General features: G+C 74.3%; 13 protein-coding genes and 1 pseudogene. 10 read left to right on the forward strand and 4 right to left on the reverse strand.

The features are described 5' to 3' along the window. Positions 1-113: 113 nt before the first annotated feature. Together AC0682_RS01950 and AC0682_RS01955 are read right to left on the reverse strand one after the other, a co-directional pair. A complete protein-coding gene (locus AC0682_RS01950; RefSeq protein WP_478530476.1) occupies positions 114-1772 on the reverse strand; it encodes a hypothetical protein in 1659 nt (552 codons plus the stop codon). 37 nt (positions 1773-1809) lie between these two features. Beyond that, complete coding sequence (locus AC0682_RS01955) at positions 1810-2004, reverse strand: hypothetical protein (RefSeq protein ID WP_003970432.1); 195 nt, start codon at positions 2002-2004, stop codon at positions 1810-1812. Positions 2005-2327: 323 nt separating this feature from the next. On the opposite strand from AC0682_RS01955, the gene AC0682_RS01960 reads away from it, so the two are divergent. From AC0682_RS01960 to AC0682_RS01985, 6 genes are all read left to right on the forward strand, one after another. Further along, positions 2328-2720 carry an ankyrin repeat domain-containing protein gene (locus AC0682_RS01960; protein WP_478530477.1) on the forward strand — a complete coding sequence of 131 codons (393 nt, stop codon included), beginning with the start codon at positions 2328-2330 and terminating at the stop codon, positions 2718-2720. A gap of 277 nt (positions 2721-2997) precedes the next feature. After that, complete coding sequence (locus tag AC0682_RS01965) at positions 2998-4416, forward strand: HEAT repeat domain-containing protein (protein ID WP_254813034.1); 1419 nt, start codon at positions 2998-3000, stop codon at positions 4414-4416. A gap of 210 nt (positions 4417-4626) precedes the next feature. Then, entirely contained in the window at positions 4627-8223 is a 3597-nt protein-coding gene (locus tag AC0682_RS01970) for a hydantoinase B/oxoprolinase family protein (protein ID WP_478530478.1), read from the forward strand. 125 nt (positions 8224-8348) lie between these two features. Continuing rightward, positions 8349-9875: a hypothetical protein gene (locus tag AC0682_RS01975; RefSeq protein ID WP_254813035.1), complete on the forward strand. Its 1527-nt coding sequence runs from the start codon at positions 8349-8351 to the stop codon at positions 9873-9875. 97 nt (positions 9876-9972) lie between these two features. After that, a complete protein-coding gene (locus AC0682_RS01980) occupies positions 9973-10962 on the forward strand; it encodes a hypothetical protein (protein ID WP_254813036.1) in 990 nt (329 codons plus the stop codon). Between the two features lie 64 nt (positions 10963-11026). Further along, positions 11027-15817, forward strand: coding sequence for a hypothetical protein (locus tag AC0682_RS01985; protein WP_478530479.1), 4791 nt, complete (start codon positions 11027-11029; stop codon positions 15815-15817). Positions 15818-15946: 129 nt separating this feature from the next. Here the strand turns inward: AC0682_RS01985 and AC0682_RS01990 are convergent, their stop codons facing one another. Next, positions 15947-16420, reverse strand: coding sequence for a hypothetical protein (locus AC0682_RS01990; protein WP_478530480.1), 474 nt, complete (start codon positions 16418-16420; stop codon positions 15947-15949). 504 nt (positions 16421-16924) lie between these two features. Between AC0682_RS01990 and AC0682_RS01995 the strand changes: the two genes are divergently transcribed. Genes AC0682_RS01995 through AC0682_RS02010 form a run of 4 tightly spaced genes read left to right on the forward strand, consistent with a single transcriptional unit; the run spans position 16925 to position 21415 of the window. Then, positions 16925-19885 carry a sensor histidine kinase gene (locus AC0682_RS01995; protein ID WP_478530481.1) on the forward strand — a complete coding sequence of 987 codons (2961 nt, stop codon included), beginning with the start codon at positions 16925-16927 and terminating at the stop codon, positions 19883-19885. Next, positions 19882-20325 (forward strand): roadblock/LC7 domain-containing protein, encoded by a 444-nt coding sequence (locus AC0682_RS02000; RefSeq protein ID WP_478530482.1) that lies wholly within the window; start codon positions 19882-19884, stop codon positions 20323-20325. Before AC0682_RS01995 ends, AC0682_RS02000 begins: the two co-directional genes overlap by 4 nt. A 9-nt stretch (positions 20326-20334) precedes the next feature. Continuing rightward, positions 20335-20826, forward strand: a complete 492-nt coding sequence (locus AC0682_RS02005) for a DUF742 domain-containing protein (protein ID WP_254813039.1) — start codon at positions 20335-20337, stop codon at positions 20824-20826. Beyond that, positions 20807-21415: a GTP-binding protein gene (locus tag AC0682_RS02010; protein WP_254813040.1), complete on the forward strand. Its 609-nt coding sequence runs from the start codon at positions 20807-20809 to the stop codon at positions 21413-21415. Before AC0682_RS02005 ends, AC0682_RS02010 begins: the two co-directional genes overlap by 20 nt. A 353-nt stretch (positions 21416-21768) precedes the next feature. On the opposite strand, the pseudogene AC0682_RS02015 reads toward AC0682_RS02010, so the two are convergent. Then, positions 21769-21955 (reverse strand): annotated as a pseudogene (locus AC0682_RS02015) (lipid-transfer protein); the annotation flags it as partial. Between the last annotated feature and the right edge of the window lie 67 nt (positions 21956-22022).

The following is a 22022-nucleotide window of genomic DNA, read 5'->3' on the forward strand; positions in this document are numbered from 1 at the left end:
AGCGAAGGGGGGGGGGTCGGGGGGGGAGGGGGAGGAGAGCGGAGGGAGCGGCCCCCCCCCCCCCCCCCCCCCCCCCCCCCCCCCCCCCCCACCCCGCCTCCGTGAGGGGCGGTTCACCCCTCCGCGATGGCCGCCTTCGCCTTGGCCAGCTGCCCGGTCGGCAGGGCCTCGACCGCCACCGGCACCGAGGGGTCCTGGTCGTCGGGGGCTTCCGCGGCCTCGGGGGCCTCACCCGGCTGCGGGGCGGCCACGCCCGTCCGCTCGTCCCCCGGCCGCTCCGGCAGCACGTCGAGCACCGCCTGCCGGTGGCTCTCGCTCGCGTCCTCGTCGTACGGGTCCGGGGTCGCCGGGACCTGGAGCCGCAGCACCGCTCCGGTGCCCAGACGGGCGTAACCGCGTCCGGCCGGGACCTCCGTCGGCGGGGTGGTGTTCGGCTCGGCGCCCAGCACGGCGGTGATCTGCTCGGGTGAGGCGGGGCCGAGGACGACCCGGGCCCGGGTGTGGGTCCGTACGGTTTCGCCGAGGCTCTCCAGGGCGTCGAACTGGTCGGCCAGGACCACGGTGACCCCGGCCGCCCGCCCGTGCCGCAGCGGCACCTGGAGCAGCTCCTGCGGGTCGGGCCTGCCGTCGGCCGCCGCGAGATGGCCGAGGACGCCGGGGCGGTCCAGCAGGATCCAGAGCGGGCGCTTGATGTCTTCGGGGAGGGGGTGGCCGCCCTGGCGCGCCCGGTTGGCGAAGATCAACCGACGCTCCGTCTCGTGCGCCGCCCACTCCAGGGTGGCCAGCGCCCCGCCGAGGCCGGACTCGACGGCGAGGACGCCCGTGCGGCCGAGGAGAGCGCCGTACTCACCCGTACCGCTGCCGTCGACGACGAGGACGTCGCCCTGCTGGAGGGCCTGGAGGGCGATGGAGCGGACCAGGGTGGTGGTGCCGCTGCCGGGCTGGCCGACCGCCAGCAGGTGGGGCTCGGTGGAGCGGTTGCCGGTCCGCCAGACGACGGGGGCGGCGTCCACGGTGGTGCCGCCGTCGCGGACCGGGACCGTACGGCGGACCGCGTCCGGGTCGGTGAAGCCGAGGACCGTCTCGCCGGGGGCGGTGACGAAGCGCTGGGCGGCGATCGAGGTGGAGAGCGGGCCGAGGACGGTCATGACGAGGCGGTTGGCCTCCTCGTCCCAGGCGAAGTGGTACTCGCGGCCGCGCCCCGACTTGGTGTGCAGCAGCTGCTCGATCCGGGAGCGCGCGGCGGCCTCGCCGTCGGTGAAGTACGCCGGGTAGGAGACCTGGAGGCGGGTGAGGCGTCCGTCGCCGTCGAAGGCGTAACCGGAGAAGGCCTTCTCCCAGTCGCCGCCGTGGGCGAAGAGCGGTTCGGGGTCGTCGGGCACCGAGAAGTACGGCACGAGTGCCTCGTACAGGGCGCGCAGACGGAGGGATTCCGCCTCGTCCGGACCGGTCTTCACGGGGGTCCGCTCCCGCCCCTTCCACGCGGCGGCGCCCATCACCGTGATCAGGGCCAGGATCGGCCCGTACGGCACGAGCGCCACGGCGAGCAGACAGGCCGCGGCCAGGAACAGCTTGGGACCACGCCGTTCCTTGGGGGTCGCGACCCACTTCTGCCGGCCGGAGACGGCCAGCAGCCGCAGACCACGGAGGATCGTGATCAGCGGATGGAGCACATCGGTGGCACTGTCGGCGGCCGTGCGCGCGATCTCTCTGCTGCGAGTGATCGAGGCGCTGCCGCTGCTCAGAACGCGGGGGAGTGGTCGCCGGGCCACAGCTGTCTCCTGAAGGGGTGGGAGCGGTCGTGGAGCGTCAGAACTTGATCCCGCCCAGCAGACCGGCGAGGCTCGCCCCGCCTGCCGTGATGCTCGGCGCGATCGCGGTGCCGGCCAGGTAGAAGCCGAACAGCGCGCAGACGATGGCGTGGGACGCCTTGAGCCCGTCCTTCTTGAAGAACAGGAAGACGACGATGGCGAGCAGTACCACGCCCGAGATGGAAAGAATCATGAGCGGATCTCCTGGTTGAGGGGACAGTCACCATGAGTCCTTCCAGGATCACGCGAAGTATCTATACGATAAAAGGTGCAATCAGGTGAATAAAACGCATTTTCACTTGAGTGGCGGAGCGTAACCCGCGGCCCGCGCGCGGTATGTCGCCGCCCGTGCCGGGCAGGAACCACCCGCGGTGATCTTTTGCCGCGACCGGGCCCGGTCATGTCCGACCCGGAGCAGTACCCTGTCGATTCACTCGTACGGCCCCCTGCCGTACACCCCCCGGTCAACAGCGGCGGCCCCGGCCGCCCGCACGGTCAAGGAAGGCGGCCCGCGCGATGAGCGAAACTCCCGATCCCGAGGTGGTCGAGCTGGCGGCCAGGGTCTTCGATCTGGCCCGCACCGGCGAGACCGAGGCACTCACCGCGTACGTCGAGGCGGGCGTCCCCGCCAACCTCACCAACGACCGGGGCGACTCGCTGCTCATGCTGGCCGCCTACCACGGCCACGCCGAGGCCGTGACCGCCCTCGTCGCCCGCGGCGCCGACCCCGACCGTGCCAACGACCGCGGCCAGACCCCGCTGGCCGGAGCCGTCTTCAAGGGCGAGGACGCCGTCATCGACGCCCTGCTCGCCGCAGGCGCCGACCCGGCCGCCGGAACGCCGTCCGCGTGGGACACGGCGCGGATGTTCGGCAAGGCCGACCTGCTGGAACGCTTCGGTGCCCGCTGAGACACCGGCGGCCCTGCCCGGGAGCGGGTCCGCTGACCGGTCCGTCGTAAATGTGGTCGCGGTGGCGAAATGGCTGGGTCATCATGACGTCGCGGGTCCGTTTCGGGCCACCGACGAGAGGCAGAGGAAGATGCTCTACACCAAGCGGAAGACGGCGGTCGGCCGATCATGTGGCTGCGCGGCGTAGGGGTGCACCCGTACACCCCCCTCGTGCCCACCGGCACGGGGCACTGCACAGTCCCGGTTGCGTCGACAGCTTGATGTGAGGCTTTCTCCCATGTTCGATCCATTCATAGCGCCGAGCGGCACCCTGCTCGGCCTGCTGCAGAGGGGCCGCGGCGACGGCACGCTCCACGCCCTCGCCGCACCGCGCCCCGAGGCCCTCGCCGCCCTCGACCACTGCGTGGTGAACGACCCCCGCCACGACTGGCAGGTGGAGAACCGCTCCCTCTACTACGCCCGCCTGTACCTGGATCTCGACGGCGGTATCGAGGAGATCGAGCGCCACCTCGGCGACCCCGACGACCACACGGACACCGACGACTCCCGTACCGGACTGGCGCTCTCCGTCCTCGGCCACCTCGCCTCCTACGGACGCGATGACGCCCTGGCCCTGCTCCGCCGCTACGCGGCCACCGGAGCCAACTGGGCCTGGGCCCTGGACGAGCTGGCCCTGCGCGACGACGACGCCGGCCTGCGCTCCCTCGCCCTCCCCGTCCTGGGTCGCTTTCCGGCCACCGAGGAAGGCACCGCCGCGCTGGCCGCCGCCGTCCGCGACTCCTTCGAGCCGCGCCCCTGGCGGCTCTGGGCCGACGACCCGCGTGCAGCGGTCGGCGCCCGCGTGCGGGCCGCCACGGAACAGGGCTCGTTCGACCGCTGGCAGCGCCAGATGCGCCCCGGCGGCCCCCGCCCCGGCTGGAGCGTCCAGGCCGTCTTCGACTGGGCCGAGCAGGCCCTGGAGCGCGGCAGCGCCCTGCACGTCCCCGCGGCCCGCTGCCTGTCCGCCGTCGCCGGACCCGAGGACCGTGCCCAGATCCTCCGGGCCGCCCGCGACGGCTCCGAAGGCGCCCGCTGCGCCGCCCTGCACTACCTGGCCGAGGCGGCCGACCCCGCCGTCCTCGACCTCATCGAGACCGCCGCCGTCGGCCCCGTCCGCACGGTGGCCGACGCCGCTGTCGCCGCCTTCGAGCGGATGACCGGGGACGAGGCCGTGGAGCGCGCCCGCCGCTGGGCCCGCCGCCCCGACGCCCTCGGCGCCTCCGCCGCCGGGATCCTCGCCTGCCGAGGCACCGCCCAGGACGCTCCCCAAGTCCTCGGCGCCCTGCGGGAGGCCGTACGCGGCGACGGACCCGACGCCCCCCGGCTCTGGTGCCTGGTCGACGGGGCCGGCCGCCTCGGCATCGCCTGCGCCGCCCCCGTCCTGCGCCACATCTACCGCGAGACGTCCTCCTCGCACCTGCGCGGCCGGACCGCCCGAGCCCTCGCCGCCACCGACCCCTCCTTCGCGACCGGGTTCGCGGTGGAGTGCCTGTGGGACTGCGAGGAGACCACCCGGGAGGTGGCCGCCCTGCACGCCGAGACCGGTGACATCCGCGTCGCCGAACGGCTGCGCCGCCTCGCCGCCGACCCGGCCGAGGAGGCCGAGGTGCAGACGGCGGTCCGCAGCCGCATCGGACCGGACGCCCCGGCCCTCTGACACGGCCTCCGGCCGGGTGTTCCGCGGGAGGGGGGCATCGCCGGACCCCCCTCCCAGCCCACGGAGCCCGGCGGGGAGACCCGGGACGTGGGGACGCCGACGTCCTACGCCGCCGCCTGCCCCGGCCGGCGGCGCTCCTCCCGCAGGAGAGGCGCCCTCGCGCCGCCGTCCCTGCCTGCGGGTTCGCGCCCGCGGGCACACAATGGCGCCATGACCGGACGCTGGGAGTTCTGGATCGACCGGGGCGGCACCTTCACCGACGTGGTGGGCCGCCGCCCCGACGGCCGACTGGTCACCCGCAAGCTCCTCTCCCACGACCCCGGGCGCTACGACGACGCCGCCGTGGCCGGAATCCGCCTCCTTCTCGGCCTCCGCGACGGCGAGCCCGTGCCCGCCGACCGGGTCGCCGCCGTCCGCATGGGCACCACCGTCGCCACCAACGCCCTCCTGGAGCGGCGGGGCGAGCCGACCGTCCTGCTCATCACCGAGGGCTTCCGGGACGCGCTGCGGATCGCCTACCAGAACCGCCCCCGCCTCTTCGACCGCCACATCGTCCTCCCCGAGCCCGTCCACGAGCGGGTGATCGAGGTCCCCGAACGGATCGACGCCGAGGGCCGCCCCGTACGGCCCCTCGAACTCGACGCGGTACGCGAGCAGTTGCGCGCCGCCCACGACGACGGGCTGCGCAGCGCCGCCGTCGTCCTCCTGCACGGCTACCGCCACCCCGCCCACGAGCGGGCCGTCGCGGAAGCCGCCCTCAAGGCCGGGTTCACCCAGGTCAGCACCTCCCACGAGGTCAGCCCGCTCATCAGGCTCGTGCCCCGGGGCGACACCACCGTCGTCGACGCCTACCTCTCACCCGTGCTGCGCCGGTACGTCGACGAGGTCGCCGCCCCACTCGAAGACATCCGGCTGCTGTTCATGCAGTCCAACGGCGGGCTGCGCGAGGCCGCCGCGTTCCGGGGCAAGGACGCCGTGCTCTCCGGCCCGGCCGGGGGAGTCGTCGGCATGGTGCGTACCTCCCGGCAGGCGGGCCACGACCGGGTCATCGGCTTCGACATGGGCGGCACCTCCACCGACGTGTCGCACTACGCCGGGGAGTTCGAACGGGAGCTGGGCACCCAGGTCGCCGGGGTGCGGATGCGCGCCCCGATGATGAGCATCCACACCGTCGCGGCGGGCGGCGGCTCCCTGCTCCACTTCGACGGCCGCCGCTACCGGGTCGGCCCCGACTCCGCGGGCGCCGACCCGGGCCCCGCCTGCTACCGGAAGGGCGGCCCGCTCACGGTCACCGACGCCAACGTCATGCTCGGCCGCATCCAGCCCGCCCACTTCCCCGCCGTCTTCGGCCCCGACGGAGACCAGCCGCTCGACGCCGCCGTCGTACGGGAACGGTTCGCGGAGCTGGCCGACGAGATCGGGCGTGCCACCGGACAGCGGCCCGCCGGGGCCGACGTGGCGGCGGGCTTCCTGGAGATCGCCGTCCTCAACATGGCCAACGCCGTCAAGAAGATCTCCGTGCAGCGCGGCCACGACATCACCCGCTACGCCCTCACCGGCTTCGGCGGCGCCGGCGGCCAGCACGTCTGCGCCGTCGCCGACGCCCTGTCCATCGACACCGTCCTGATCCCGCCGCTCGCCGGGGTGCTCTCCGCGTACGGCATCGGCCTGGCCGACGCCACCGCGATGCGCGAGCAGTCCGTGGAGGCCGAGCTGGACGAGACCGTACGGGAGCGGGTCGAGCGGCTCCGCGCGGAGCTGGCCGACCGGACGCGGGACGATCTGCGCGCCGACGGAGTGCCCGATTCCGCGATCGGTACGCGGGCCCGGATCCTGCTGCGGTACGCGGGGACGGACGCGGCGCTCGCCGTGGAGCCCGGCACGGTGGCCGTGATGAGCGAGGAGTTCCGCACCGCTCACCGCACCCGGTTCGGCTTCATCATGGACAAGCCGATCGTGGTCGAGACCGTCTCCGTCGAGGCCACGGGCACCACCGGGGAGCATCGCGCGAGCACCCCCCACCCCGAGCCGCGCGAGGGCCCTCCCCGCCCGCGTGCCACCGTGGCCCTGTACGCCGAGGGACGGGAGCGGCAGGCGCCCCTGTACCGGCGCGAGGACCTCCGCCCCACCGACACCGTCACCGGGCCCGCCGTCGTCGCGGAGGACGACGCCACCACCGTCGTCGACCCCGGCTGGCAGGCGACGGCCGCCCCCACCGGACACCTGGTGCTCACCCGGGCCACGCCCCGGCCCGGCCGGACGGCCGTCGGCACCCGCGTGGACCCCGTGATGCTGGAGGTCTTCAACAGCCTCTTCATGTCGATCGCCGAGCAGATGGGCGTCCGCCTGAAGAACACCGCCCACTCCGTCAACATCAAGGAGCGCCTGGACTTCTCCTGCGCCCTGTTCGACGCCGACGGCAACCTGATCGCCAACGCCCCGCACATCCCGGTCCACCTCGGATCCATGGGGGAGTCCATCAAGGAGGTGCTCCGGCGCAACCGGAGCACCCTGCGCCCCGGGGACGTGTACGCCATCAACGACCCGTACCACGGCGGCACCCACCTTCCCGACGTCACGGTGGTCACACCCGTCTTCGACGACGGGAAACCCCGGTTCCTGGTCGCCTCGCGCGGCCACCACGCCGAGATCGGCGGCACCACCCCCGGCTCCATGCCCGCCTTCAGCCGCACGATCCACGAGGAGGGCGTGCTCTTCGACAACTGGCTCCTGGTCCGCGACGGGCACCTCAGGGAGGCCGAGACCCGCGAACTCCTCGCCTCCGCCCCGTACCCCTCGCGCTCCCCCGACACCAACCTCGCCGACCTCCGCGCCCAGATCGCCGCCAACGAGAAGGGCATCGCGGAACTCCGCCGCATGGTCGACCAGTTCGGCACGGACGTCGTGACGGCCTATATGGGGCACGTCCAGGACAACGCGGAGGAGTCCGTACGCCGGATCGTCGCCGGGCTCAAGGACGGCGGCTTCCGTTACGGGACCGACGGCGGGGCCGAGATCCGGGTGGCGCTCACCGTCGACCGGGAGGCCCGCGGCGCGGTGATCGACTTCACCGGCACCTCACCGCAGCAGCCCGGCAACACCAACGCGCCCCGCTCGGTGGTGATGGCCGCCGTCCTGTACGTCTTCCGCACGCTCGTGGGGGAGGACATCCCGCTCAACAGCGGCTGCCTGAAACCCCTGGACGTGCGGATTCCGCCCGGCTCGATGCTCGACCCGGCCTACCCGGCGGCGACCGTCGCAGGCAACGTGGAGACCTCCCAGGCGGTCACCGGGGCGCTGTACGGGGCGCTCGGCGGCCAGGCCGAGGGCTCCGGCACCATGAACAACCTCACCTTCGGCAACGACCGCGTCCAGTACTACGAGACCATCGCCAGCGGCTCCGGGGCGGGCGACGGCTTCGACGGCACCGACGCCGTACAGACCCATATGACCAACTCCCGCCTCACCGACCCCGAGATCCTGGAGTGGCGGCTGCCCGTCCGCCTGGAGAGCTTCACCGTCCGCGAGGGCAGCGGGGGCGCGGGGCGGTGGCACGGCGGCGACGGAGTGGAGCGCCGCCTCCGCTTCCTGGAGCCGGTCACGGTGGCGCTGCTCTCCGGGCACCGGCGGATCCCGCCGTACGGAGCGGGTGGCGGGGAGCCGGGGGCGCTCGGGGAGCAGTACATCGAGCGGGCGGACGGCGGGGTGGAGCCGCTGGATGGGTGCGCCACCGCCGAGCTGGCCGCCGGTGACGTGCTGGTGGTGCGGACGCCGGGGGGCGGGGGGTACGGGGCGTTGGGGGAGTAGCTCCGTATCGTTGTGGCGCGGTCCGGCCGATGTGGGGTGCGGTCCGGTCGTTGTCGTGCGGTCCGGCGCCGGTCGCATAAACGCCGTTTCGACCGTTGTCAGTGCGAGGACCTAATCTGTCCCTCGTGACTTCGCCTGCCGACACGGACATCGCTGCGCCGCAGCTCAGCGCGGGGCCGAGGCCTGCCCCGGGCCCCGCCGCCGACGAGGGGCTCGCACGTCGGCTGCGCGCGCTCGCGTGCACGGCGCCGCTGCACGACCTCGACGCGCGCAAGGCGAATCTGGCCGGGGAGTACACGGTCTACGCCATGGCCGAGGTCGCCCTCGCCGCGATCGACCACGTCACGCTCAACATGGACTTCGACACCGGGGCCGACCACGACCAGATAGTGGCCAGGCTGCTGCCGCGCGTCGCCGCCCAGGCCCCCGACCGTCCCGCCGCCGAGCACGAGCGGGTCGCCCGCTGGGTCCTGGAGAACCTGATCAACGTCGGCAGCGTCGACCGGGGCTTCCGCGCCGTCTACGGCACCTTCGGCCCCGACGGCGTCTACATCCGCAGGGACTACGACTTCAAGCTGATCGAGGAGGTCCCCGGCTACGGCGGCACGGTCTACCTCCGCGCCACCGACGAAGCGGTCAACGTCCTCGTCGGCGCCCTCGACACCGATGTCACCAGCGCCCAGATCGCCGCCGAGGTCAAGCTGGAGGTCCTGATCAGCCGGGGCCGCCTCGCGGACGCCCAGCTCGCCGCCGAACAGGCCCGCTACCGCACCGTGCAGTACGCCGAGACGCTGCGCCGCACCCTGGAGGCCACCCGGCGCAACGTCCGCGCGGTCGACTGGCTCAACACCGTCCCGGACATGATCGCCGAGGCCCTGGACCACGTGGCCGACCGCTACCGCCACGAGAACGCCATCCTCACCAACATCCGCAAGGCGCGCGACGAGGCCGAGGAACCCGAGCACAAGCGCCGCGCCGCCGAGCTGGTCGACATCGTCAAGGACTGCATCCGCCGCCACACCCAGCTCCAGTCCCGGCTCCTGGAGGCCGGGCCCCTCTTCCGCGCCGAGCAGGACCGGCAGGCGTTCGCCACCCCCGCCGCCCACGCGGGCCTCGATCTGTACGGGCAGCTCCTCGCCCCGCTCCTGCCGCTTCCCGTGGAGCGGTCCACCCGGGCCACCGACGCCTTCTTCGCCCACGGCACCGGCCTGCGCACCCCCACATCCGTCCGTGTCGGGGACCTGGTGGACATGCTCCTGACCCCGCCCCTGGAGCGGGAGCACCTGGGCATGGAGATGCCCGAGCCCGACCTGATCGCCACCCCGGACGACAGCCGCTTCACCGACGCCCAGCTGAGCAGCGCCATGGCCCTGCTCGACCTGGAGCACGACGCCCCGCGCCGGCTCTCCGGGCTGCTCGCGGAGGCACGCCGCAGCGACCCCGACCTGCCGTATCTGGTCGCCCTGCTCGCCGTCCACGCCGCCAGCCCGCCCGTCGGCACCGCCTACCGCCAGGGCGAGCGCCGCCTGCTCTTCGCGGTGGACGACGGTACGCAGCTGGAGGACCCGGAATTCGGCGGCGCCGACCTGATCGTGGGCACCGCCCTGCTGGACGCCGCCGGAATGGCCGCGGACCGCCAGGAGGCCTCATGACCGGCCCCGCGCCCTCCACCACCCCTGCCGTCGCCGCCGGTCCCGCCGCCTGCTCCCCCCACCCGCACCACCCTTTCCGTACCGAGGAGTCCCAGCCGTGAGCGACCACGACGCCGAGCACCCCGACGCGTGGACCGAGCCCTCCGCGCACGCCGCCTCCCCGACGCCGTACGCAGGCTCCTCCGCCACCCCGTACGCGGGCTCCGCCACCCCGTACGCGGGCGACTCCGCCGCGCACCCCGCCCAGCCCACCGGCCCGACGCCCCTCACCCCGGCCGACGCCGCCGACGCCGCCCGCCTGGTCTCCTTCGGCCTCCAGCCCAAGCTGCTGCCCGCCCGGGACGCCGAGTACGCCGAGCTGCTCCGCCGCTACCGGGAGGACGGCGCCTTCGCCCGGCTCGCGGACGCCGTCGCCACCGGGCTCGGCCTCATCGTCCTGGAGGTCTCCCCCCGCGCCGGGATGGCCGTCACCGCCGCCGAGGACTCCGTCTTCGCCGTCCGCATGGGCGACTACGCCCGCCGTGCCTCCTCCGACGCCGCCGACCGCTTCCTCCACGGCCTCGCCCACCTCGCCGTCGCCGCCCTCGCCTTCCCCCGCCCCGAGGACCTCGCGGACGACACCTACATCGGCCGCATCACGGTCAACGGTGTCGACGCCTTCGTCCGCCAGGCCTGCAAGCGGCTGGAGGAGCGCGCCGAGGAGCAGGGAGACAACACCGACCCCGCCACCGACACCCCCGGCCTCGAATCAGGCTGGCGCATCTACGCCCGCCGCAGCGCCACCGGCGCCACCAAGGACGCCCGCCGCCTCGCCGGATCGACCACCGGCATCATCGGCAAGGCCGTCGCCTTCCTCACCGACTCCGGTTTCCTCCAGCGCACCGGCGACGACGCGGGCGGCGCCTACCGCACCACCGCCCGCTACCAGCTCCAGGTCCGCGACATGGCGGGCAGCGCCGCCATGGCCGAGCTGCTGGAGCTGGGCGTCGTCCCCGTCACCGACGGCTCCGCCACCCTGCTGCCGCCGCCCGACGCCGACGACCTGGAGCTGGCCGCCGACGCGGGGCTGCCCTTCCACGCCTCCTGACCCGCCCCGCCGCCACGATCTGCTGCTCCACCACCGTTTCTCCGAACGACGAGAGTCCGCCGCCATGTACGAGTTGTCCCGGGTCCGCCTCTACTCCATCGGGCCTGCCGGTGCGCGCTACGCCGACACCGTCCTCGACCTGCGCGGCGTCGGTGAACCCGTCCCCAACCCGGCCCCCGCGCAGGCGGAGTTCTTCGAGGACGAGCCGGTCGGCCCGCCGCGCCGCCCCGCCCCGGCCGGCGTGCTCTTCCTGGAGAACGGCGGCGGCAAGTCCGTCCTGCTGAAGCTGATCTTCTCGGTGATGCTCCCCGGCCACCGCAACACCCTCGGCGGCGCCAGCTCCGGCGTCCTGCGCAAGTTCCTGCTCGCGGACGACTGCGGCCATGTCGCCCTGGAGTGGCAGCACACCCTGACCGGCGAATGCGTCGTCGTGGGCAAGGTCAGCGAGTGGCGCGGGCGGCAGGTCTCCAACGACCCCCGGAAGTTCGCGGAGGCGTGGTACTCCTTCCGCCCCGGCCCCGGGCTCAGCCTGGACAGCCTGCCCGTCGCGGAGGCCACCGCCGTCGGCCGCCCCGCCGAAGGGGTCTCCGGGGCCCGGGGCAGGCGCCGCACCATGAAGGGGTTCCGCGACGCCCTCGTGGACGCCGGCAAGTTCTACCAGCACCTCGACGTGCACTGGGAAGAGATCCACGACCGCTGGAACGAACACCTCGGCGACCTCGGGCTCGACCCCGAACTCTTCCGCTACCAGCGTGAGATGAACGCCGACGAGGGCGAGGCAGCCGGACTCTTCGCGGTCAAGAAGGACTCCGACTTCACCGACCTGCTGCTCCGCGCGGTCACCGACACCCGCGACACCGACGGCCTGGCCGACCTGGTCAGCGGCTTCGGCAACAAGTTGGGCCGCCGCGCCGAGCTGACCGCCGAACGCGACTTCACCGCGGGCTCCGTGGACCTCCTCGGCCGGATCGTCGAGGCCACCGAGACCCGCGCCCGCAGCCGCGACATCCACGCCGCCTCCGAGCGCCGCACCCGCACTCTGGCCCGCCGCCTCTCGGCCCGCGCCGCCGAGGAGCGCGGCCGTGCCGCCGAGCTGGCCGAGCGGGTCACCGCCGCCGCCCACACCGTCACCGAGGCCGAGACCGCCCGGGGCCGCCGCTCCCTGATCGCCGCCGAACTCGCCTACCGCCACGCCTCCCTGGCCCTGGCCGGAGCCGAGAAGAGCGCCGCCGCCGGACGCAAGGAGCTGGCCGAGGCCCGTACGCTGCACGCCGCCTGGCAGGCCGCCGAGGCTGTCCTGCGCCACCGCGCCGCCGCCGACCGCTCCGCCAGGGTCGCCGCCGCCATCCGCGAGGCCGAGCGCGACGCCGCCCCCGCCCTCGCCGCCCGCGCCACCGCCGCCGCCGATCTCGTCCGGGCGCTGCACCTCGCCGCCGAGGACGGCGAGCGCGTCGCCAACGAGCAGGAGGAGCGCGCCGAGGCCCTCCAGGCCACCGGCGAGCGCGCCCACCGCGACGCCACCACCGCCGCCACCGAGGCCCAGCGGGCCCGCAGCGAGGCCGGTCATCTGCGCCAGCGGCTCGCGGAGGTCGAGCAGGAGACCGGCGAGGCCGTCCGGGCCGGCTGGCTCGACAACACCGCACCCGACGCCGACCCGGCCCGCGCCGCCCTCGCCGCCAGCGACGCCGAACAGGCCGCCGTCGCCGCCTGGGACACCGCCCGAGAGGCCGCCCGCACCGCCGCCGACCATGCCCGTGAGACGGCCGCCGCCGAGAGCCGCGCCGAGCTGGCCGCCGCCCGCGCCGCCGACGGGGCCAAGGCGGCGGAGCAGAGCTACGAGGACGAGCTGAGGGCCGCCGAGTCCATCGCCGCCGACCCGCGCCTCGCGGACCTGCTCGGCCTGCCCACCGGCCCGGGCGTACCGCACCCCCGCCGGGAAGCAGCCGACAAGCCGTCCGGACCGGACCGGGGCACCGCCTCCCGTACGGCTCCGCAGGGCGACGACGGCCACGGAGTACGCGCGGCGGAGGAGGCCCCGGACAGCGCGGTCGCCCTGGCCGACCAGCCCGCCCCCGCCCACCAGCCGCTCAGCGCCGAGGAGTTCGACCGCAGCGCCGACGAACTGCGCGAGCTGCTCGACCAGTCCGTCGCCGCCGCCGAGCGCCGCCTGTTCGACCTGCGCACCGCCGCCGCCGACGACGCCCGCATCCTCGGTGCCCTCGGTGAGGGCGGGCTGCTGCCCCCGGGCCCCGACGTCCTCGCCACCGTGGAATACCTGGGCGAGCACGGCATCCCGGCCCTGCCCGGCTGGCGCTATCTCGCCCAGGCCGTCGATCCGGCCGACCACGCCGCCGTCCTCGCCGCCCGCCCGGAGCTGGTCGACGGCGTCGTCATCACCGACCCCGACGCCCACACCCGCGCCCGCGAAGTCCTGGGCTCCGCGGCCCTGTTGCCCCGCTCGGCCGTCGCCGTCGGCACCGCCGCCGCCCTCCTCGCCCCCGTCCCGGACACCGCCACCGGCTCCGACTCCCAGCACGACGGCGTCTTCCTCGTCCCGCCGAACCCGGCCATGCACGACGAGCACGCCGCCGACGAGGAGCGCCACGCCCTGCGCTCCCGCGCCGCCGCCCGCGACGAGGACATCCGCACGCTCGCCGCCCGGCTCTCCGGCGACCGCGCCCTCGCCGCCCGCATCGGCTCCTGGCGCGCCGACTGCCCGCCCGGCATGCTCGCCGAACTGGCCGAGGCCGCCACCAATGCCCGTACGGCCGCTGAGAGCGCCGAAGCCGCCCTCGCGGAGGCCCGTACCGCCCGCGTCGAGGCCGACGAGGCCGCCGCCGACACCGCCCGGGTCCGGGACGAGCGCCAGGAGGCCGCCCAGCGCGCCCGCCGGGTCGCCGACGCGCTGGCCGGGCTCGCCCACCGCCTGCGGGAGCGCGCCCGCTGGCAGGTCCGCCTCCGCGAACTGGCCGACGAGGCCGCCGAGGCCGAGGCCCGCGCCGCCGTCTGCCTGGACCTCGCCCGCTCCGCCGACGAGGACCGCAGGGCCGCCCAGCGCGCCGGGGACGACGCCCGTCGCACCGCCCGCGCGCTGCGCGCCGAACGCGCCGAGATCGCCGGGGCTCCGGAGGCCCTCCCGGAGCCCGACGAGACCAGGCCCCGCGTGGCGCTGCCCACCCTCCGCGAGGCCTACCGGGCCGCATCCCAGCTGTACGAGAAGGTCGGCGTCGGCGCCGACCTCCGCGCCGAACAGGCCCGCGCCGAGAGCGACGAGAGCGCCGCCCTCGCTGAGCTGGACCGGCTGACCAACAAGGTCCGCACCCGCGCCGCCCAGCTCCTGGAAGGCACCGACGGAGCCGACGGCCCCTCCCGCCAGGCGGCGGCCGCCCGCGCCGAGTCCCACGTACAGCTCCTGGAGACCCGGGCCTCCACCGCCAGCGAGCAGCTGGGCCGGTTCCGCGGCGAGGCCGAGCGGCTGGCGCCCGGGGACGACCGGCCGCACCACACCGAGCTGCCCGACGAGCTGGTCCCCGCCGACGCCGAGCAGGCCCAGGTCCTCCTGCGTACGGCCACCGCCGAGCTGGCCGCCGCCACCGCCGCTCTGGACACCGCCCGAGCCGCCCACGGCGAGCTGCTCCACGCCCACCGCACTGCCGAGGACTCGGCGGGCGGCTTCGACGAGACCGCCGCCCTCCTGCGCGACCTGCTCCGCGACCACGGCACGGAAGAGGCCACCGAGACCCCCGAGCCGTATCCGGGCACCCTGGAGGAGGCCCGGCACTCCGCCGCCGAGGCCCGCCGCTCCCTGCGCGGCTGCGCCACCGACCTCTCGGCCGCCGAGAGTGCCGTACGGGAAGCGAGCGACGTCCTCGTACGGCACGCCAACTCCACGCGCTACGAGCAGGTCCGCACCCCGGCCCGCCAGCAGATCCGCGAACTGCCCGCGTCGGCGCTCCCGGAGCACGCCCAGAAGTGGGCCGACGCCTTCGCTCCCCGGCTCCGCGTCCTGACCGACGAACTGGTCCAGCTCGAGCGCAACCGCGACTCCATCGTCGACCGGCTGCGCGGACTGGTCGAGTCGGCCCTCGCCACGCTCCGCTCCGCCCAGCGGCTCTCGCAGCTGCCCGAGGGGCTGGGGGAGTGGTCGGGGCAGGAGTTCCTGAGGATCCGCTTCGAGGAGCCCGACCAGGCCACCTTGACCGAGCGGCTCGGGGAGGTCATCGACGACGCGACGCGCGCCGCCCTCAAGAAGAACTCCGACCTGCGTCGGGACGGCATGTCCCTGCTGCTGCGGGGTGTCGAGGCGGCCCTGCGGCCCAAGGGCATCGCCGTGGAGATCCTCAAGCCGGACGCCGTGCTCCGCGCCGAGCGGGTCCCGGTCGGACAGATGGGCGACGTCTTCTCCGGCGGCCAGCTGCTCACCGCAGCCATCGCCCTCTACTGCACGATGGCGGCGCTGCGCAGCAACGACCGGGGCCGCGACCGGCACCGGCACGCGGGCACGCTGTTCCTGGACAACCCGATCGGCCGGGCCAACGCCACGTATCTGCTGGAACTCCAGCGCGCGGTCTCCGACGCGCTGGGCGTCCAACTGCTCTACACGACCGGTCTCTTCGACACGACCGCGCTCGCCGAATTCCCGCTCGTCATCCGCCTGCGCAACGACGCGGACCTGCGGGCCGGGCTGAAGTACATCAGCGTGGAGGAGCATCTGCGCCCCGGCCTGCCCCAGCAGGACCCGGAGGGCGAGACGGTCCACGGCGAGATCACGGCGACCCGCATGTTCAAGCGGAGCGCAGCGCAGACCGAGGAGCCGCAGTCGCACCTGGAGGCGCAGCGGCACCCGGAGGCGTGACGCCCGGCCGCGGCACCACAGCGCACGGCCCGAGGAGCGACCCCCGTCTCCCGCAGGCCCGATGACCTTCCGTCGGGCCTGCGGTGCGGCGGTGCTGCCTCACCCCCGGGCGAGCCACACCGATGGAGGTCAAGCCCGGGAGAGATCACCGGTCCCCCGCCGCCCCCGTATCCTGCCGTCCGTCTCGTCCCGCTCCGCCGCTCGCGCCGCCCGCTGGGCCCGCCGCCGCTCCCGGCGCATCTGCCGGGCCGTACTGCTCGGCTCGGACACCACGCCGTGCCGCTGGTTCCACACCTGCCGGGTGACCCAGACGTCCAGCACCGCCCAGGTGGCGACCACCGTGCTGGCCACACCGCTGAGCACCATCGGGAAGGCCAGCCAGGAGCCGGCCAGGGTGCACAGGAAGGCGATGACCGCCTGGATGATCGTCAGCGCCATGATGAGGACGGCGCGCACCGCCGCCGTCCGCACCGCGTCCGGCATCCGCCGTCTGCCCGTCGGCTCCTCCACCCACAACTGCCGCGGAACCCGGGCCTCGTCCACGGCGTCCGCCCTCGCGGCGCCGACCGGTGCTCCGGCGCTTCCGCGCTCCTGCGTGCTCACGTCCTTCAACTCCCCACCGCTGTCCGACTTCAGGGTGGCTGCCCGGCTTGCGCCGGTTCTACGCGGGCGGACGAACTCGTACTGCCGCGCGTGCCCCGTCGTGCGTCCACCCCGTACATATGGACGAACTACCCGCCCCGAAGATTCCCCCTCAAAGCCGCCTCAGGGCTCAGAAGGCCACGGAACGAATAATTCCAGCCAACTGATATGGGCCCCAGCCCGGGGGGTCGTTGGGCACCCTCTGCCGCTTTCGCGAACTTCATCTCCGGGAATACCGGGGCAACCCACCACTAAATCCCGTCCGAACGGCTGAAAATCATCCGGACGTCTCTTCGAGTTGTCACCGTGTCAGTAGTAGGCTCGCGCCGTTTATTGACGTAGGACGGACCCTCGCCCGCGTCGGCCCGATGCGCACCGGTGTACGCGGGGCGAACGTCGGGGCGGGGTCGAGGGGCGACCGGGAGAAGACCACCCCCGCGGAGCGGGGTCGATCTGGGGGAGGCCATGCGCTTTCGCGGGAAGTCCATCCGCAGGAAGATCGTGGCGTTGCTGCTGGTGCCGCTCGTCTCCCTCACGGGTCTCTGGGGCCTGGCCACCTACGTGACCGGCCGCCAGGCGGCGGAGCTGATCAATGTCGGCAACATCGTCGAGAAGGTCGCCGGACCTCTGGAGGAGGCGGTCCGGACCGTCCAGGCCGAGCGCCGCCAGACCCTCGTCTTCCTGGCCGATCCCCGCGCCTCCGACGCCCTGCCCCTGCTGCTGAGCCAGCGCGCCGACACCGACCGGATCGTGGCCGAAGTCAGGGAGAGCGCCCGGCAGGACGACGTCCGAGAGGCGCTGGACCCCGAGTCCCGCACCCGCCTCGACGCGATCCTGAGCGCCGTCGACGGGCTGGGGTCGCTGCGCGAGTCGGTCGAGAAGCGCACCATCGGCCGGGCGAAGGCGCTGGACTTCTACAACGGCCTCGTCGACCCGGCGTACCGCTTCCTCAACGGGCTCCACACCACGGAGAACGGCTCGCTGGACAAGCAGATGCGGGCGCTGGTCGGCATATCCAGGGCCCGCGAGATGCTGTCGCGCGAGGACGCGCTCGTCGCCTCCGGCCTTGTCGCGGGCCGCTTCACCACCGCCGAACTGCGCCAGGTGTCCGGCCTGGTGGCCCAGCGGCAACTGCTCTACGACGTCAGCCTGGAGAACCTCCCCGCCGCCGAGCGCCGCCGCGTCGAGCAGTTCTGGAGCAGCCCGGACGCCGAACCGCTGCGCACCGCCGAGGACGCCCTGATCGCCGCCGGACCCACCAAGCGCCCGGGCGCCGTCGACACCGCACGCTGGCAGGAAGCCGCCCCGCCCGTCCTCGACCGGCTCGCGGCCGACGCCACGGAGATGGGCGACCGCTTCCAGGACCGCGCGGAACCGGCCGGATACCGGGTCCTCGCCCAGGCCGGGGCCGCCGGCGTCCTCGGATTCCTGGCCCTGATGGTCTCGATCTTCGTCTCCGTGCGGATCGGCCGTGAGCTGGCCCGCGACCTCTCCCGGCTCCGCAAGGACGCCCACGAGGTCTCCGGCGTCCGGCTGCCGAGCGTCATGCGCAGGCTGGCCGCCGGTGAGCAGGTCGACGTCGAGACCGAGGCCCCGCACCTCACCTACGACCGCGACGAGATCGGCCAGGTCGGCCAGGCGCTCAACACCCTCCAGCGCGCCGCCGTCGAGGCCGCCGTCAAGCAGGCGGACATGCGGCGCGGCGTCTCCGAGGTCTTCGTCAACCTCGCACGCCGCAACCAGGTCCTCCTGCACCGCCAGCTGACCCTGCTGGACACCATGGAGCGCCGCACCGAGAACAGCGACGAACTGGCCGACCTGTTCCGGCTGGACCACCTCACCACCCGGATGCGGCGCCACGCCGAAGGGCTCGTGATCCTCTCCGGCGCCGCCCCCTCCCGCCAGTGGCGCAAGCCGATCCAGCTCATGGACGTCGTACGGGCCGCCGTCGCCGAGGTCGAGGACTACGAGCGCATCGAGGTCCGACGGCTGCCCCGGATCGGCGTGGGCGGCCCCGCCGTCGCCGACCTCACCCACCTCATCGCCGAACTCCTGGAGAACGCCACCGTCTTCTCGCCCCCGCACACGGCGGTCCAGGTGCACGGCGAACGCGTCTCCAACGGCTTCACCCTCGAAATCCACGACCGCGGCCTCGGCATGCCACCCGAAGTCCTGCTCGACGCCAACCTGAGGCTCGCGGAGACCCCCGACTTCGAGCTCTCCGACACCGACCGCCTCGGCCTCTTCGTGGTCAGCCGCCTCGCCCAGCGCCAGAACGTCCGGGTCTCCCTGCAGAAATCGCCGTACGGAGGCACCACCGCGGTCGTCTTCATCCCCGCCGCCCTCCTCACCGAGGCCCCCGACACCCATGGCACCGGCTTCCGGCTCGACCGCCGTGCCGAGCGCGCGATCGGCAGCGGCCGGGGAGCCGACGCGGCGCGGAAGGCGCAGAGCACCGCGCCGTCGGACGGGGACCGCAGGGCCAACGGCAGGTCCACCGTCCTTTCCCCGGTCCCCACCGGCCTCACCGGCCCGGCGGTGCTCGACGGCCCGGTCGAACTGGAATCCCCGGTCGGCCCCCTGGACCTCGCCGGCGACCCGCTGGACCGCGCCACCGACCCGGCCCTGGACCCCGCTCTGGGACCGGTGCTGGACGGCGTCTTCGACCTGGAGGACACCGAGAGCGAGCGCGGCGGCATCTTCCGCGCCCGCGACCTGCGCCGCGAGGACGGCCGCGACCCGCAACACGGCGACGACAGGGGTACGCGCCGCGAGGACCACAGCCGGGACGCGCGCCGCGACCAGCACCACCGGGACCGCGACCGCGACGGTGAGGGACGCAAGGCGCAGGTCCGCCCGATGCGCCCCAAGGGCCCCGTACCGCTGCCGCGCCGGATCCCGCCGACTCTGGTCACCGACCGGGGCCGCCGCGTGGACGACCGGGCCCCGCAGGTCCCTTCGGCCGCCGCCGCCGACGACGAGCCGCCCGCCACCGCGCCCCGTACCCCGACCGGCCCGGTCGCGCACACCACCCCCTGGGCCGCCCGTGCCGCCCGGCGCAACCCCGCCCCGCTCACCACACCCGAGCCGCCGCACACCTCAAAAGCGCCCCGCACCAACCGAGAAGCACCTCGCACCACCACCGAGGCCAGGATCGGCCCCGCCCCCGACACCGTGGGCGGCCTGCCCCGGCGGGTCCGGCAGGCCAGCCTCGTCCCCCAGCTCCGTGAGGACTCCGCCGAACGGACTCCGTACCGGGCGCCCGCCGAGACGGTCGACGACTTCGACCGTGACGCGGACGAAGTACGCAATCGCATGGCCTCACTCCAGCGCGGCTGGCAGCGCGGTCGTCGGCAGAACGCCGAGGACGCGGCCGGCTCCGAGGGAACAGCACCAGGAACCACTCCGGGAGGGGACGGTCGATGACCGCACCGAACGCCGCAGCACCCGACTCCGCACGCCAGGGCTCGGGCGAACTGAACTGGCTGCTGGACGAACTCGTCCAGCGCGTCGCCAGCATCCGCAAGGCGCTGGTGCTCTCCAGCGACGGGCTGGCCACCGGCGCCTCGCAGGATCTGACCCGGGAGGACGGCGAGCATCTGGCCGCCGTCGCCTCCGGGTTCCACAGCCTCGCCAAGGGCGTGGGGCGCCACTTCGACGCGGGCCGGGTCCGCCAGACCGTCGTCGAACTCGACGAGGCGTTCCTCTTCGTGACCGCGGCCGGGGACGGCAGCTGTCTCGCCGTCCTGGCCGACGCGGACTCCGACGTGGGCCAGGTGGCGTACGAGATGACGCTGATGGTCAAGCGCGTGGGGGCCCACCTGGCCAACGCCCCACGGACGACCGGTCTGCCCGCCGGAGGGTGAGGGGCGGGCATGAGCGCTGACTCCCCCCGCAACCCGGCCCCCGGCCTCGGCACGGACGGCGGAGCCGGGGGCCCCGATGCCCTGGCGGCCACCGCCGCCGAGCCGTCCGCCACCGCCGACCCCCAGTCCTCGCGTTGGTACGACGCGGAGGCCGGCCCCGTGGTGCGCCCCTACGCCATGACCCGGGGGCGTACCAGCAGCGCCTCCCGGCACCGGCTCGACCTCATCGCGCTCGTCGTGCCCGAACCGGCGGCCGAGGACCCCGGCCGGGACCAGACGCTCTCGCCCGAACACGTCACCATCGTCGAACTCTGCAGCGACGCGCCCCAGTCGATCGCCGAACTCGCCGCCGAACTCGACCTGCCGGTAGGGGTGGTACGGGTCCTGGTCGGTGATCTCGTCGAGGACGAGCTGGTGCACGTCACCCGCCCCGTTCCCCCGGCCGAACTACCGGACGTGAACATTCTCCGTGAGGTGATCAATGGCCTTCGGGCGCTCTAGCCGCACCAAGCAGCGGCCCGTCGAGCCCATCACCCTGAAGATCCTGGTGGCCGGAGGCTTCGGGGTGGGCAAGACGACCGCGGTCGGCGCGGTCAGTGAGATCCGGCCCCTGCGCACGGAGGAACGCCTCACCGAGGCGGGCCGCCCGGTCGACGACCTCGCGGGCGTCGAGTCCAAGACGACCACCACGGTCGCCATGGACTTCGGCCGGATCACGCTCCGGGAGGATCTGGTCCTCTACCTCTTCGGCACCCCGGGACAGGACCGCTTCTGGTTCCTCTGGGACGAGCTGGCCCAGGGCGCCCTGGCAGCGGTGGTCCTCGCGGACACCCGCCGCCTGGAGGACTGCTTCGCGGCGGTCGACTACTTCGAGCGCCGCCGGATCCCGTTCACGGTGGCCGTCAACTGCTTCGAGGGGGCTGGCAGGTTCCCGGCCGAGACGGTGCGGGCCGCACTCGACCTGGACCCCGAGGTCCCGGTGCTGCTGTGCGACGCGCGGGACCGTTCGTCGGTACGTGACGTCCTGGTCGCGGTGGTCGAGCACGCCCTGGAGCGCGCGGCGCGGGACCGCCCGCCCGTCGCCACCTGAACCCCTGACGCCCGGCGGCACGCGTACGGCCCGTACCCCCGCCGACAGGGGTACGGGCCGCACATCGTCCGGCGGGCCGGGCTGTGAGTGTTCTGCGATCGTGACGAACCGTCAAGTCATGGGTAGACAACAGGAAACTTCGCAAGGAACCCCTCCAAGGAACTCCTCAGCGGACGGCGATCACCGCGGAACCATGCCCGAGCAGCCCTTGGTTGGCCGTGACGCCCCCCGGGCGCCCGGCCCTGCGCCTGACGGACCCCTGCGCCTGACGGACCCCTGAGCCTGACGGACCCCTGAGCCTGACGGCCCCCTGCCCGGCCCCGCAACCGCTGGGTCAGCTCGCACACCTGGACGATGGTCTGCGCCCCCGACGCGTACGCGGCGCAGACGGAGGTCACCCGTGCCCCCTGCCACCCCAGCGCCCGTGCGGACGTCGCCCCGGCCACGTACCCCGGACAGCCGCCCCGGACCGTCTGTGCGCTCACCACCGCCCCCCTCGGGCCACCCGACGCCGGCATCGGCCAGAGCAGCGCGCGCGGCGGGTGCCCAGCGGCCGGAACGCCTCCTCGCGGGCGCCCTCGGCGAACCAACCGGCCACGGCGGGTAG

Source organism: Streptomyces sp. NPDC043746, assembly GCF_056436485.1.

Coding starts and splice junctions, on each gene's coding strand:
- AC0682_RS01955 (WP_003970432.1), bottom strand. CDS start 2,004: ATGATTCTTTCCATCTCGGGCGTGGTACTGCTCGCCATCGTCGTCTTC.
- AC0682_RS01960 (WP_478530477.1), top strand. CDS start 2,328: ATGAGCGAAACTCCCGATCCCGAGGTGGTCGAGCTGGCGGCCAGGGTC.
- AC0682_RS01965 (WP_254813034.1), top strand. CDS start 2,998: ATGTTCGATCCATTCATAGCGCCGAGCGGCACCCTGCTCGGCCTGCTG.
- AC0682_RS01970 (WP_478530478.1), top strand. CDS start 4,627: ATGACCGGACGCTGGGAGTTCTGGATCGACCGGGGCGGCACCTTCACC.
- AC0682_RS01985 (WP_478530479.1), top strand. CDS start 11,027: ATGTACGAGTTGTCCCGGGTCCGCCTCTACTCCATCGGGCCTGCCGGT.
- AC0682_RS01995 (WP_478530481.1), top strand. CDS start 16,925: ATGCGCTTTCGCGGGAAGTCCATCCGCAGGAAGATCGTGGCGTTGCTG.
- AC0682_RS02000 (WP_478530482.1), top strand. CDS start 19,882: ATGACCGCACCGAACGCCGCAGCACCCGACTCCGCACGCCAGGGCTCG.
- AC0682_RS02005 (WP_254813039.1), top strand. CDS start 20,335: ATGAGCGCTGACTCCCCCCGCAACCCGGCCCCCGGCCTCGGCACGGAC.
- AC0682_RS02010 (WP_254813040.1), top strand. CDS start 20,807: ATGGCCTTCGGGCGCTCTAGCCGCACCAAGCAGCGGCCCGTCGAGCCC.